Genomic DNA, 12,103 nt, shown 5'->3' on the forward strand with positions numbered 1-12,103 from the left:
CGCTATCGCTAACGTTGGATCAGCGGTTGAACTTTATTATCGATAGCCTCCCGAGCACGGAAAATACGTGACCGTACGGTTCCGACCGGGCAATCCATGATGGCGGCTATCTCTTCGTAGCTTAGACCATCCAACTCCCGCAGGGTAATCGCCATGCGAAGATCCTCTGGGAGTGACTCAATGGTACGGAAAACTATCTGTCTCAGTTCTTCTGACAACATTAAGTTCTCAGGGTTCGAAATTTCTTTCAGTGCACCCGCACTTTCGTAATTTTCGGCATCGTTGGCATCCACATCGCTTGATGGTGGGCGCCGTCCCTGAGCAACCAGATAATTTTTTGCTGTATTGACAGCAATACGATACAACCAGGTGTAAAAGGCGCTATCACCACGGAATGACTCCAGTGCGCGATAAGCTTTAATAAACGACTCCTGCACCACATCCGGCACGTCGCCCTGCGGTACGTAGCGCGAAACGAGACTCGCCACTTTATGCTGGTAACGAATTACCAGTAAGTTAAACGATTTCTGATCGCCCTTTTGGACCCGCTCAACCAGAACCTGATCCGTTAACTGCTCGCTCATCCGAGGTAAACTCTCCCCAAATCTGTCTCCACGCGTGAAATTGTACCGCCAGCCATACATTATTTTCCTGAGCAAGCACTCGCTTGGAGTTCATACGGAACGCTAAGTTCCATATCGCCATTGTTTTTTTGTTGATGTCACCTTGTCCGTGGCTTTTGCCCGGACAAGTAGGCTAACATGAATTTCACTCTTCTTCTGCACACATCATACGTTATGCAACCATCATCTGAACATGTTAGCGATGTACTGATTGTCGGCAGCGGTGCTGCTGGCTTGTCCCTGGCGTTGCGCTTAGCGCAACATTGCAAGGTTACTGTACTCAGCAAAGGTCCGCTCAATGAAGGCGCTACCTTTTATGCCCAAGGCGGGATTGCCGCGGTGTTTGATGAAACGGACAGCATCGCCTCACACGTTGATGACACGCTGATCGCCGGAGCCGGCCTGTGTGATAAAGACGCCGTCGAGTTTATTGCCGGCAATGCGCGCCACTGCGTGCAATGGCTGATCGATCAGGGCGTCCTGTTCGACACCGAGACCAATTCCCAGGGTGAGGAACGCTATCACCTGACGCGCGAAGGTGGCCACAGCCATCGGCGCATCCTGCACGCCGCCGACGCCACAGGCAAAGAAGTAGAGACTACCCTGGTAGCGAAAGCAAGTGCTCACCCCAATATTTGTGTGATGGAACGGCGCAATGCGGTCGACCTGATCACCTCCAACAAGATTGGCTTGCCGGGCACCAAGCGCGTAGTGGGCGCTTACGTCTGGAATCGTGAGCGCGAGCAGGTGGAAACCTATCGCGCCAAAACGGTGGTGTTAGCCACGGGCGGGGCAGCCAAGGTTTATCAATATACCACCAACCCGGATATTTCTTCGGGTGACGGCATCGCCATGGCCTGGCGGGCAGGTTGCCGGGTCGCCAACCTGGAGTTCAATCAGTTCCACCCTACCTGCCTGTTCCATCCGCAAGCACGTAATTTCCTGCTGACAGAAGCGCTGCGCGGCGAAGGTGCCCATCTGAAACGCCCGGACGGCAGCCGCTTTATGCCAGACTTCGATCCGCGTGGCGAACTGGCTCCACGCGATATCGTCGCCCGTGCCATTGACCATGAGATGAAGCGCCTGGGTGCAGACTGCATGTATCTGGACATCAGCCATAAACCGGCGGAATTCATCACGCAACACTTCCCGATGATCCACGAAAAGCTGATGACGCTGGGCTTCGACCTGACCAAGCAGCCCATCCCAATCGTTCCTGCCGCGCATTACACCTGTGGCGGCGTGATGGTCGATCAACATGGCCGCACCGATCTCGACGGGCTGTATGCCATCGGCGAGGTCAGCTACACCGGCCTGCACGGTGCCAACCGCATGGCGTCCAACTCACTGCTGGAATGCCTGGTTTATGGCTGGTCCGCCGCCGAAGATATTCTGACGCGGCTGCCTGCCATCAAACTGCCCAAACAGCTGCCACAGTGGGATGAAAGCCGGGTGGATGACTCGGATGAACGCGTGGTAATCCAGCATAACTGGCACGAATTGCGGCTATTTATGTGGGACTACGTCGGCATTGTGCGCACCACCAAACGGCTGGAGCGGGCACTGCGCCGCATCAATACGTTGCAGCAGGAGATCGACGAGTATTACGCCAACTTCCGCATCTCCAACAATCTGCTGGAACTGCGTAATCTGGTGCAGGTGGCGGAACTGATTGTGCGCAGCGCGATGGAGCGCAAGGAAAGCCGTGGGTTGCATTACACGCTGGATTATCCGGATATGCTGCCGGAGCCAAAACCCACTATCCTGCAACCCTGAAGGCTTAGTAGTTCAGATAGAAATCGGTAATCAACTGGCGGAACTCGGTGGTATAGCTGCCATCCGCCAGTTTTATTGCCAATTCAGCCTCTTGTTTCACCATCGGCTGACGAGCTAATGCCAGCATCATGCGATGTTTTGGCGTATCGGCCCGGTCACTGATATTCAGCCGCCGAGCGGTGTGCCAGCCACGTTGGTGGGCATTCACTTCAAAATCTTCGCCGATCGCATAAGGCAGCACCACGCAGAAATGTCCCTCCGCCGCGATCAGCCGTTCAGCACTATCCAGCAAGGCATCGTGAGTCAGGGTTTCGGTATAGCGGGCGTTGGTACGGGCCAGATCGCGGCAGGCAACCGAAGGCTCAAAATACGGTGGATTGCTGACGATCAGATCGTAACAATGCGCATGCTGCTGGGCAAAATGATGAATATCCTGGGCATGGACCTGAATTTTTTGCGGCCAAGGTGATTCCAGTACGTTGTCACGCGCCTGCAAGGCGGCATCGTTGTCCAGTTCGACCGCATCGATAATGACCTCGCTGGCCGTTCGCTGCGCCAACATCAGAGCGATCAGCCCGCTACCGCAGCCAATATCCAGCACTCGCTGCACGTTATCCACGGCAGCCCAGGCACCGAGCAACACCGCATCGGTCCCCACCTTCATCGCACAGCGATCGTGGGCAACAAAGAACTGCTTAAAGGTAAAACCGCCGCGACGCGGGGTCGATTTCGTTTTAATTTGATTACTCACAATGGCCACCAGCAGACAAAACTGGCGTAGCATAAGGCAATCTGATTTAGGGTAAAAGTTAAAAAGGGTGAACCCTGCGGCCATCCCGTCTATAATCGGCGCCCCAAGTAGAGGTAGATAATGACAGCAACCAATTTTTCCGAACTCGAACTCGATGAGCGCCTGATCCTCGCTTTGCGTGATAAAGGCTACGATCGCCCCACCGCTATCCAGGCCGAGGCGATCCCGCCAGCCATGGACGGGCGCGACGTATTAGGTTCGGCACCGACCGGTACGGGCAAAACCGCCGCATTCCTGCTGCCGGTTCTGCAGCACCTGCTGGATTTCCCACGTAAGAAATCGGGCCCACCGCGCGTGTTGATCCTCACCCCAACGCGTGAGCTGGCTATGCAGGTGGCCGATCAGGCACGTGAATTGGCTGCGCATACCTCGCTCGATATCGCCACCATCACCGGCGGCGTGGCCTATATGAACCACGCCGAAGTGTTCAGCGAAAACCAGGACGTGGTCGTTGCCACCACTGGCCGCCTGCTGCAATACATCAAAGAAGAAAACTTTGACTGCCGCGCGGTAGAAACGCTGATCCTGGACGAAGCCGACCGCATGCTCGATATGGGCTTTGCGCAAGACATCGAAACCATCTCGGCCGAAACCCGCTGGCGTACCCAGACGTTGCTGTTCTCCGCAACGTTGGAAGGCGAAGCCATCCGCGAGTTTGCCGAACGCATCCTGAAAGATCCGGTTGAAGTTGAAGCCGATCCGTCACGCCGCGAACGTAAAAAAATTCTGCAATGGTATTACCGCGCCGATGACGTGAAGCATAAAACCGCCCTGCTGGTGCATTTGCTGCAACAGCCGGACGTGCAGAAGTCGGTGATCTTTGTGCGTAAGCGTGAGCGCGTGCATGAGCTGGCCGCCTGGCTGCGTGAGGCGGGCATCAACACCTGCTATCTCGAAGGCGAAATGGTGCAGGCCAAGCGTAACGAAGCGGTAAAACGCATGATGGATGGCCGCGTCAACGTGCTGGTCGCCACCGACGTTGCGGCGCGCGGGCTGGATATCCTGGATATCACCCACGTGTTCAACTTCGATATGCCACGCACTGCCGACACCTATCTGCACCGTATTGGCCGTACTGGCCGTGCCGGGCGCAAAGGCACCGCAATTTCACTGGTAGAGGCGCATGACCATCTGCTGCTGGGCAAAGTGGGCCGTTACCTCAATGAGCCACTGAAAGCCCGCGTGATCGACGAGCTGCGTCCTTCCACCAAGGTGCCAAGCGAGAAGAGCAATGGTAAACCTTCGAAGAAGGTGCTGGCCAAGCGCGTTGAAGACAAGCTGAAGAACAAAGAGAAGGTCAAGGTCAAGCTGCGCCATCGCGACGCCAAGAACATCGGTAAGCGTCGTCAGCCAAAAGCCAAGCCAGAGGCATAATCACGCCCCTCACCCTAACCCTCTCCCACCGGGAGAGGGGACTGTACGTGCCACATCTAAACGACAGTATTCATCCTCGATGCTCCCTTCTACAGATTAGCTTCCGTACCTAACTGCTGCTCCGAACTAGCTCCCTCTCTCCTGAACAAGTTCCCATGAGATCCCCGGCTCATAACGTGGGAGAGGGCTGGGGTGAGGGGCGATCGAGAATGTTAACCATAGAAAAAGGGAGCCGAAGCTCCCTTTTGTTTACCTCACCTGAAATTACAGGCTTTCGGTAAAGGTACGTGCGATAACGTCACGCTGTTGTTCAGGCGTCAGTGAGTTGAAACGCACCGCATAGCCAGAAACACGAATGGTCAGCTGCGGGTATTTCTCTGGGTTCTTAACCGCATCTTCCAACGTTTCGCGACGCAGCACGTTCACGTTCAGGTGCTGACCACCTTCTACGCGCACGGTAGGTTGCATTTCCATCGGCACTTCACGGTACTCGATCTGGCCCAGTTCGCTGACAGGCACGATCTGATCTTCTGCATAATCCGCTTTGGCACAGACACAGCGCGCTTCTGATTTCTCGTCATCCAGCAGCCAGAAAGAGTTCACCAGTGCTTGATTGTTCGCTTTAGTGATTTGAATACCAGTAATCATTTTGTTGCCTCCGTAACAGGGAGAAAAATTTCTACGTTGCCGGAAAACTCGGTTTGGCTTCCGGCCATTTGGTAAAACCAATGTTGTCTTGTTGTTCTGTATACCAGTCAAACCGGGTCGATTCTTTGACTAAAATCAATTTTTAAGGGGCATCCAAATGGACGCCAGAGGCAAATTTATGTTTTATATCAATTTTACCCTTTTGCTTCTTAAAATTATTTTTGTAAATTATCAAAAATTTTTGCATGCCTCGCTCACCACACCGGTAGAAAAAGCGGGTTTCGCCGAGCGGAGGTTAACGGTAAGCTATGCGCAATGAATTGCTAACAAAAACAAAGGAGAGTGCTTATGTCTACCTCCCTCACCTGGCATGACGTCATCGGCAAAGAGAAAGAGCAGCCCTACTTTCTGGATACACTCGCCTTTGTTGCCAACGAGCGCCAGGCTGGTAAGACCATTTATCCACCACAGAAGGACGTGTTTAACGCTTTCCGCTTTACCGAGTTGGCGGACGTCAAAGTGGTGATCCTCGGGCAAGATCCCTATCACGGTCCGAACCAGGCACATGGCCTGTCGTTTTCCGTGCTCCCAGGCATCCCTGCACCGCCTTCACTGGTCAATATGTATAAAGAGCTGGTGACGGATATCCCGGGCTTTGAACGCCCGACACACGGCTGCCTGCAAAGCTGGGCCGAGCAAGGCGTGCTGCTGCTCAATACCGTGTTAACCGTTGAAGGTGGCCGGGCGCATTCTCACGCCAACCTGGGCTGGGAAACCTTTACTGACAAGGTCATAGCCGCACTAAATGAAAACCGCGAAGGTGTGGTGTTCCTGCTATGGGGTTCGCACGCACAAAAGAAAGGGAGTTTTATCGATCGTCAGCGCCATCATGTGTTGAAAGCACCGCATCCCTCTCCGCTTTCTGCCCATCGCGGTTTCCTGGGTTGCCACCACTTTTCACAAACCAATCAGCTACTGGAACAACAAGGGCTGGCGCCGATTGACTGGGTGCCACACCTGCCACAAGCCTGATCCAGGCGTAAAAAAGGCACCCGCGGGTGCCTTTTCCTTCACCAGGTCTTATCAAGACTTGGCTTTGGAAACCGCCACCATCGCCGGGCGCAGCAAGCGGCCATTCAGCGTATAGCCTTTCTGCATCACCATCATGACATGGTTTGGCTGATGGTCGGCTGATTCCATCAGGCTCATTGCCTGGTGCACGTCCGGGTTGAATGGCACGTTGAGTTCACCCACCACTTCGATGCCATACTTGCGTACCGCGTCCAGCAGTGACTTCAGCGTCAGCTCAATCCCTTCGATCATCGCGACCAGTTCAGGGTTGTTCTTGTCTGCCAGTTCCAGCGCACGTTCCAGATTATCGATCACCGGCAGCAAATCGCCCGAGAATTTTTCCAGCGCGAAGCGGTGTGCCTTCTCAACGTCCAGCTCGCTACGGCGGCGAACGTTTTCCATTTCGGCTTTGGCACGCAGCAGGCTGTCACGCTCGCGTTGCTGAGCTTCGGCCAGTTGGGTTTCCAGCTCGGCAATGCGTTCATCGCGCAGATCGGCGCCGGCCGCCATGGCTTCTTCGTGCTGTGCTTGCTGTTCCATTTCTTCCGAGGCTTGCTCGTTTGGCGTCTTCTGTTCTTTACTACTCATGAATATCTCCGCGTTTTAGCATTAATCTCGCAACTTGGCTTATTATGGGGATCAAAACCGGGGTTTCAAGTCAACCGGTCACAATGTGGGGCATAAACCGTCCCTGGTGAGGAAAATCACAGCAATGAATAAAAAATTTGCATGTATTGGCATTGTTGGGCACCCGCGTCACCCTTCAGCTCTGGCCACCCATGAGATGTTGTACCAATGGTTGGTTGCCCGTGGCTACTCGGTGATCCTTGAACGCCAGATTGCCCACGATTTAGGCATGAAAGACGCCGACACCGGCAGCCTGGCAGAGATTGGTCTGCGGGCCGATCTCGCCGTCGTGGTCGGCGGTGATGGCAATATGCTGGGCGCTGCGCGCGTATTGGCGCGTTATGACATCAAGGTGATCGGGGTTAACCGTGGCAATCTCGGCTTTCTGACCGATCTCGACCCGGATAACGCACTCCAGCAGTTGGCAGACGTGCTGGAAGGCGAATATATCGACGAGAAGCGCTTCCTGTTGGAAACCATCGTCCATAAAGAGCACCAGCAATGTCGCGTTAGCACCGCAATTAACGAGGTCGTGTTACACCCCGGCAAGGTGGCACATATGATCGAGTTTGAAGTCTACATTGACGATCGCTTCGCCTTCTCACAGCGTTCCGACGGCCTGATCATTGCCACGCCGACCGGCTCTACCGCCTACTCGCTTTCCGCAGGCGGCCCCATCTTGACCCCGTCGCTGGAAGCCATCGCGCTGGTGCCGATGTTCCCGCACACGCTTTCCGCCCGGCCGTTGGTGATTAACGGTGACAGCACGATCCGGCTGAAGTTTTCCCATATCGGCAACGATCTGGAAATCAGCTGTGACAGCCAGATCGCCCTGCCTATCCAGGAAGGCGAAGAGGTTCTGATCCGCCGCAGCGACTTCCACCTAAACCTGATCCATCCCAAGGATTACAGCTATTTCAATACGTTGAGTACCAAATTGGGCTGGTCAAAAAAATTATTCTAAAAATAGCGCCAACCGCTTTACTGTATATAAAACCAGTTTATACTGTATGAAATCACAGTTATGTGTTTATGAACAGGAAGGTCCCTATGTTGGCGCAATTAACCATCAGCAATTTTGCTATCGTTCGTGAGTTGGAGATCGACTTTCAAGCGGGTATGACGGCAATCACCGGTGAAACCGGTGCCGGTAAGTCGATTGCTATTGATGCGTTAGGCCTATGCCTTGGTAATCGCGCCGACGGCAACGTGGTTCGTCTGGGGGCCTCCCGTGCCGATATCTGTGCTCGTTTCTCACTGGCAGATACCCCATCCGCCCGCGAATGGCTGGAACAGAATCAGCTGGATGACAGCAACGAGTGCCTGCTGCGCCGCGTCATCGGTACAGATGGCCGCTCGCGTGGTTTTATCAACGGCACCGCCGTCCCGCTTTCGCAACTGCGGGAACTGGGTCAGCGGCTGATCCAGATCCACGGCCAGCATGCCCACCAACTGCTGCTCAAACCCGAACACCAAAAACAGCTGCTGGATGCCTATGCGGGCGAGCCAGCCTTACAGGCAGCCATGCATCAGGCTTACCACCAATGGCACCAAAGCTGCCGTGAGCTGGCACACCATCAGCAACAATCGCTCGAGCGCGATGCCCGCAAACAGCTGCTGCAATACCAGTTGAAAGAGCTGAACGAATTTGCCCCTCAAGCCGGTGAGTTTGAACAGATCGATAGCGAGTACAAACGCCTGGCCAATAGCGGCCAGTTGCTGACCCTCAGCCAGCAAGCGTTGCAATTACTCGCCGACGATGAGCAACACAACATGCTCAGCCAGCTCTACACCACCAAGCACCTGCTGCTGGATCTGATCGGCATGGATGAGAAACTCAGCGGCCTGCTGGATATGCTGGAAGAAGCCTCGATCCAAATCAGCGAAGCCAGTGACGAGCTGCGCCATTACGCAGACCGCATGGATCTCGATCCTAACCGCCTGCATGAGCTGGAACAGCGCCTGTCACGCCAGATCGGCCTGGCACGTAAGCACCATGTTTCACCAGAAGAGTTACCTGCCCTGCATCAACAGCTGTTGGATGAGCAACAACTGCTGTCCCAACAGGCCAGCGATCAGCAACACCTGAGCGAAGCCGTCAATCTGCATCATCAACAGGCGCTGGTACTGGCTGAGCAGTTGCACCAGAAGCGCCAGCACTACGCGGCCGAGTTAACCACCCTGATCACCGAAAGCATGAATGCGCTCTCGATGCCGCACGGCAAATTTAATATCGACGTACGCTTTGAGCCGGAATACCTGAGCAGCGAGGGGGCCAGCCGCGTTGAGTTCTGCGTTTCCACCAACCCAGGGCAACCGCTGCAACCGCTGGCAAAAGTGGCCTCCGGCGGCGAGCTATCGCGCATCGCATTGGCGATCCAGGTCATTACCGCGCGTAAAATGGAAACCCCGGCGCTGATCTTCGATGAGGTGGACGTCGGTATCAGTGGCCCAACGGCAGCCATCGTTGGCCGCCTGCTGCGCCAGCTTGGGGAATCAACCCAGGTGATGTGCGTTACTCACTTACCGCAGGTTGCCGGTTGTGGTCACCAACACCTGTTTGTCAGCAAACAAACCGACGGCACGGAAACCGAAACCCAGATGTCGCCATTGGATAAACGCGCCCGTCTGCAAGAGTTGGCGCGCCTGCTCGGCGGTAGTGAAGTCACTAAAAACACGCTGGCAAACGCAAAAGAATTACTGGCCGCCTAACTTTTTTACTTTACTGAGGTCATATTGGAGCCCTGTAAAGGTTCCCAACTGCTGCAAGGTCTATTATCATCGGCATCCTATGCCCTAAAGGAATGTGATTACTATGCGCTGTAAAATGCTGACAGCTGCCGCTGTGGTTCTTGTGATGCTGACCGCAGGCTGTTCTACTTTTGAGAAGATAGTTTACCGGCCGGATATCAATCAGGGTAACTACCTGACACCCACCGACGTGGCAAAAATCCACAAGGGAATGACGCAACAACAGGTTGCTTACACCTTGGGCACGCCCATGATGCAGGATCCGTTTGGTACCCAGACGTGGTTCTACGTGTTCCGCCAGCAGCCAGGCCATGAGAAGATCACGCAGCAGACGCTGACGTTGACGTTCGACAGCGCAGGCGTGTTGACCGATATACAAAACAAACCGGCCTTGACCGATTAAGCCGAGCAGGATCTGTCATCCGGCCCTTGAGGAAAGGTTAAATTCTTCACGACAGTCGCAGGCTGCAACTTGGAAGACAACATTCTGATGAAAATAAGGCGCATTCAGCGCCTTATTTTTTGGCCTTTTCCGCCCGCTGACGGCGTAACTCTTTCGGATCGGCAAGCAATGGCCGGTAAATCTCTACCCTGTCACCGTCATTGAGCACATCGCCCAACTTGGCCGGTCGGCTGTAGATGCCCACCTTGTTGCTGGCCAGATCGATATCACTACGCAGCTCTAACAACCCAGAAGCGAGGATAGCCTGCTCAACGCTGCTGCCTGCCGCCAGCTTAACCTGGCGCACGTACTGACGATCCGGCAACGCATAGACCACCTCAACGCGTATCTCAGACACTGTAGACCTCTTTGGCGCGCTGGGTGAACGCTTGCACCATATTGCCAGCCAGCTCTTTAAACACTTTACCGAAGGCCAACTCGATCAACTTGTTGGTGAACTCAAAATCCAGGTGCAGCTCAACCTTGCACGCTTCTGGGCTTAATGCGGTGAACTGCCACCCCCCCATCAGCTTGCGGAACGGGCCATCCACCAACTGCATGTTGATACTTTGGTTGTCCAGCAGCGTATTACGCGTGGTGAAGGTTTTGCTGATACCGGCTTTTGCCACTTCCACCGCGGCGGTCATTTCATTAGGGGAAGCCGCAATCACCCGGCTGCCGGTGCAGCCCGGCAGAAAATCGGGGTAAGAATGAACATCATTTACCAACTGATACATCTGCTCGGCGCTGAATGGCACCAAGGCAGATCGACTGATCTGGGGCATAACATTTCCTGAGAGGCAAAAAACGTACAGATAATACCATTTATCTGGCGTCAGACAAAAAATCTGCTACGCGCTACGTGGCTAAAAAATGAGAGAAATTGCGCAGGTGCTGAGTGGGAAAGGATTTCTTTCGCTGCGCCATCCAGTATAATGAACACACTATGACAAAGAAAAAAGCATACAAACCCGGTTCCGCGACCATTGCACAAAACAAGCGAGCACGTTTCGAATACTCCATTGAAGAGGAGATCGAGGCGGGTCTGGCGCTGCAAGGTTGGGAAGTAAAATCACTGCGTGCTGGCAAAGCTAACATCAGCGACAGTTATGTGATGTTCCGCGACGGTGAAGCCTATCTGTTTGGCGCCACCATTTCGCCGCTGAACGTCGCTTCGACTCATGTGGTATGCGATCCAACACGTTCCCGTAAACTGCTGCTGAAAAAACGTGAGCTAGACTCACTGATTGGCCGCGTAACCCGCGATGGTTATACCGTGGTCGCCCTCTCCATGTATTGGAAAAATGCCTGGAGCAAGGTGAAGATCGGCGTAGCCAAAGGCAAGAAAGAACACGATAAGCGCGATGACATCAAAGATCGTGAATGGCAGACGGCGAAAGCCCGTATCATGAAGCATGCCAATCGTTAAGCCGCTGGCTTAACAGGGTAATCTTCTGGTATACTGCACATAGTACTTGGGGCTGATTCTGGATTCGACGGGATTTGCGAAGCCCTAGGAGCATGCCGAGGGGCGGTTTGCCTCGTAAAAAGCCGCAAAAAAATAGTCGCAAACGACGAAAACTACGCACTAGCAGCTTAATACCCTGCTTAGAGCCCTCTCTCCCTAGCTTCCGCTCTTAAGACGGGGATAAAGAGAGGTCAAACCCAAAAGAGATCGCATGGAAGTCCTGCCTGGGGCTGAAGTGCTAAAACTAATCAGGCTAGTTTGTTAGTGGCGTGTCCATCCGCAGCTGACCGGCGAATGTAAAGATTGGACTAAGCATGTAGTGCCGACGGTGTAGTAATTTCGGACGGGGGTTCAAATCCCCCCAGCTCCACCAAATAGGTCGCCAGTGAACCAGATAGACCCGGCGACAATAACGAAAAAGCCCGCAATTCACGTTGCGGGCTTTTTTGTGTCTGTAAAGAGGCAAACCTTGCTTGCAACCATAGCGATTTCAAGCCCCGCCTGCTAACGTT

14 protein-coding genes and 1 other RNA gene are annotated in these 12,103 nt (G+C 54.1%); 9 read left to right on the forward strand and 6 right to left on the reverse strand.

From position 1 onward, the window contains the following. Nucleotides 1-8: 8 nt before the first annotated feature. The gene (rpoE, locus tag ACRDCA_RS27870; protein WP_012146382.1) at nucleotides 9-584 is read right to left on the reverse strand and encodes an RNA polymerase sigma factor RpoE; all 576 of its coding nucleotides are present in this window, start codon (nucleotides 582-584) and stop codon (nucleotides 9-11) included. 213 nt (nucleotides 585-797) lie between these two features. On the opposite strand from rpoE, the gene nadB reads away from it, so the two are divergent. Continuing rightward, nucleotides 798-2,399, forward strand: coding sequence for an L-aspartate oxidase (gene nadB, locus ACRDCA_RS27875; protein ID WP_438692394.1), 1,602 nt, complete (start codon nucleotides 798-800; stop codon nucleotides 2,397-2,399). 4 nt (nucleotides 2,400-2,403) lie between these two features. On the opposite strand, the gene trmN is transcribed toward nadB, so the two are convergent. Continuing rightward, on the reverse strand, nucleotides 2,404-3,183 hold the full coding sequence (gene trmN, locus ACRDCA_RS27880) for a tRNA(1)(Val) (adenine(37)-N(6))-methyltransferase TrmN (RefSeq protein WP_438692395.1): 780 nt from the start codon (nucleotides 3,181-3,183) through the stop codon (nucleotides 2,404-2,406). A gap of 87 nt (nucleotides 3,184-3,270) precedes the next feature. Between trmN and srmB the strand changes: the two genes are divergently transcribed. Beyond that, nucleotides 3,271-4,584, forward strand: a complete 1,314-nt coding sequence (gene srmB, locus ACRDCA_RS27885) for an ATP-dependent RNA helicase SrmB (protein ID WP_438692396.1) — start codon at nucleotides 3,271-3,273, stop codon at nucleotides 4,582-4,584. Nucleotides 4,585-4,848: 264 nt separating this feature from the next. Here the strand turns inward: srmB and grcA are convergent, their stop codons facing one another. Further along, nucleotides 4,849-5,232 (reverse strand): autonomous glycyl radical cofactor GrcA, encoded by a 384-nt coding sequence (gene grcA / locus ACRDCA_RS27890; RefSeq protein ID WP_025119852.1) that lies wholly within the window; start codon nucleotides 5,230-5,232, stop codon nucleotides 4,849-4,851. A gap of 157 nt (nucleotides 5,233-5,389) precedes the next feature. Here grcA and ACRDCA_RS27895 point away from each other — a divergent pair, with 157 nt between their 5' ends. Together ACRDCA_RS27895 and ung are read left to right on the forward strand one after the other, a co-directional pair. Continuing rightward, nucleotides 5,390-5,551, forward strand: a complete 162-nt coding sequence (locus tag ACRDCA_RS27895; protein ID WP_438692397.1) for a hypothetical protein — start codon at nucleotides 5,390-5,392, stop codon at nucleotides 5,549-5,551. A 29-nt stretch (nucleotides 5,552-5,580) separates the two neighbouring features. Beyond that, the gene (gene ung / locus ACRDCA_RS27900) at nucleotides 5,581-6,264 is read left to right on the forward strand and encodes a uracil-DNA glycosylase (protein WP_025119853.1); all 684 of its coding nucleotides are present in this window, start codon (nucleotides 5,581-5,583) and stop codon (nucleotides 6,262-6,264) included. Nucleotides 6,265-6,315: 51 nt separating this feature from the next. On the opposite strand, the gene grpE is transcribed toward ung, so the two are convergent. Then, the gene (gene grpE / locus ACRDCA_RS27905; RefSeq protein ID WP_025119854.1) at nucleotides 6,316-6,891 is read right to left on the reverse strand and encodes a nucleotide exchange factor GrpE; all 576 of its coding nucleotides are present in this window, start codon (nucleotides 6,889-6,891) and stop codon (nucleotides 6,316-6,318) included. A 124-nt stretch (nucleotides 6,892-7,015) separates the two neighbouring features. Between grpE and nadK the strand changes: the two genes are divergently transcribed. The 3 genes from nadK to bamE all read left to right on the forward strand — a co-directional run bounded on the left by nadK (nucleotide 7,016) and on the right by bamE (nucleotide 10,084). Beyond that, nucleotides 7,016-7,894: an NAD(+) kinase gene (gene nadK, locus ACRDCA_RS27910; RefSeq protein ID WP_438692398.1), complete on the forward strand. Its 879-nt coding sequence runs from the start codon at nucleotides 7,016-7,018 to the stop codon at nucleotides 7,892-7,894. A gap of 86 nt (nucleotides 7,895-7,980) precedes the next feature. Further along, nucleotides 7,981-9,642: a DNA repair protein RecN gene (recN, locus tag ACRDCA_RS27915; protein WP_438692399.1), complete on the forward strand. Its 1,662-nt coding sequence runs from the start codon at nucleotides 7,981-7,983 to the stop codon at nucleotides 9,640-9,642. A 103-nt stretch (nucleotides 9,643-9,745) separates the two neighbouring features. After that, entirely contained in the window at nucleotides 9,746-10,084 is a 339-nt protein-coding gene (bamE, locus tag ACRDCA_RS27920; RefSeq protein WP_438692400.1) for an outer membrane protein assembly factor BamE, read from the forward strand. 112 nt (nucleotides 10,085-10,196) lie between these two features. Here the strand turns inward: bamE and ACRDCA_RS27925 are convergent, their stop codons facing one another. Both ACRDCA_RS27925 and ACRDCA_RS27930 read right to left on the reverse strand, forming a co-directional pair. Continuing rightward, nucleotides 10,197-10,481 (reverse strand): RnfH family protein, encoded by a 285-nt coding sequence (locus ACRDCA_RS27925; protein ID WP_438692401.1) that lies wholly within the window; start codon nucleotides 10,479-10,481, stop codon nucleotides 10,197-10,199. Then, entirely contained in the window at nucleotides 10,474-10,908 is a 435-nt protein-coding gene (locus ACRDCA_RS27930) for a type II toxin-antitoxin system RatA family toxin (RefSeq protein ID WP_025119859.1), read from the reverse strand. Before ACRDCA_RS27930 ends, ACRDCA_RS27925 begins: the two co-directional genes overlap by 8 nt. Before the next feature lie 161 nt (nucleotides 10,909-11,069). Between ACRDCA_RS27930 and smpB the strand changes: the two genes are divergently transcribed. Together smpB and ssrA are read left to right on the forward strand one after the other, a co-directional pair. Beyond that, nucleotides 11,070-11,552, forward strand: a complete 483-nt coding sequence (gene smpB, locus ACRDCA_RS27935) for an SsrA-binding protein SmpB (protein WP_021178921.1) — start codon at nucleotides 11,070-11,072, stop codon at nucleotides 11,550-11,552. Between the two features lie 48 nt (nucleotides 11,553-11,600). Next, nucleotides 11,601-11,964: a transfer-messenger RNA gene (gene ssrA, locus ACRDCA_RS27940) on the forward strand. The last annotated feature ends 139 nt before the right edge of the window (nucleotides 11,965-12,103 follow it).

Origin of the sequence: Serratia sp. (in: enterobacteria) (assembly GCF_051654945.1) — a bacterium.
Classification (GTDB): Bacteria; Pseudomonadota; Gammaproteobacteria; order Enterobacterales; family Enterobacteriaceae; genus Chania.

Excerpts from the sequence above, each read along its gene's own strand:
- rpoE (WP_012146382.1), bottom strand. The coding sequence starts at position 584 with ATGAGCGAGCAGTTAACGGATCAGGTTCTGGTTGAGCGGGTCCAAAAG.
- nadB (WP_438692394.1), top strand. The coding sequence starts at position 798 with ATGCAACCATCATCTGAACATGTTAGCGATGTACTGATTGTCGGCAGC.
- trmN (WP_438692395.1), bottom strand. The coding sequence starts at position 3,183 with ATGCTACGCCAGTTTTGTCTGCTGGTGGCCATTGTGAGTAATCAAATT.
- srmB (WP_438692396.1), top strand. The coding sequence starts at position 3,271 with ATGACAGCAACCAATTTTTCCGAACTCGAACTCGATGAGCGCCTGATC.
- grcA (WP_025119852.1), bottom strand. The coding sequence starts at position 5,232 with ATGATTACTGGTATTCAAATCACTAAAGCGAACAATCAAGCACTGGTG.
- ACRDCA_RS27895 (WP_438692397.1), top strand. The coding sequence starts at position 5,390 with ATGGACGCCAGAGGCAAATTTATGTTTTATATCAATTTTACCCTTTTG.
- ung (WP_025119853.1), top strand. The coding sequence starts at position 5,581 with ATGTCTACCTCCCTCACCTGGCATGACGTCATCGGCAAAGAGAAAGAG.
- grpE (WP_025119854.1), bottom strand. The coding sequence starts at position 6,891 with ATGAGTAGTAAAGAACAGAAGACGCCAAACGAGCAAGCCTCGGAAGAA.
- nadK (WP_438692398.1), top strand. The coding sequence starts at position 7,016 with ATGAATAAAAAATTTGCATGTATTGGCATTGTTGGGCACCCGCGTCAC.
- recN (WP_438692399.1), top strand. The coding sequence starts at position 7,981 with ATGTTGGCGCAATTAACCATCAGCAATTTTGCTATCGTTCGTGAGTTG.
- bamE (WP_438692400.1), top strand. The coding sequence starts at position 9,746 with ATGCGCTGTAAAATGCTGACAGCTGCCGCTGTGGTTCTTGTGATGCTG.
- ACRDCA_RS27930 (WP_025119859.1), bottom strand. The coding sequence starts at position 10,908 with ATGCCCCAGATCAGTCGATCTGCCTTGGTGCCATTCAGCGCCGAGCAG.
- smpB (WP_021178921.1), top strand. The coding sequence starts at position 11,070 with ATGACAAAGAAAAAAGCATACAAACCCGGTTCCGCGACCATTGCACAA.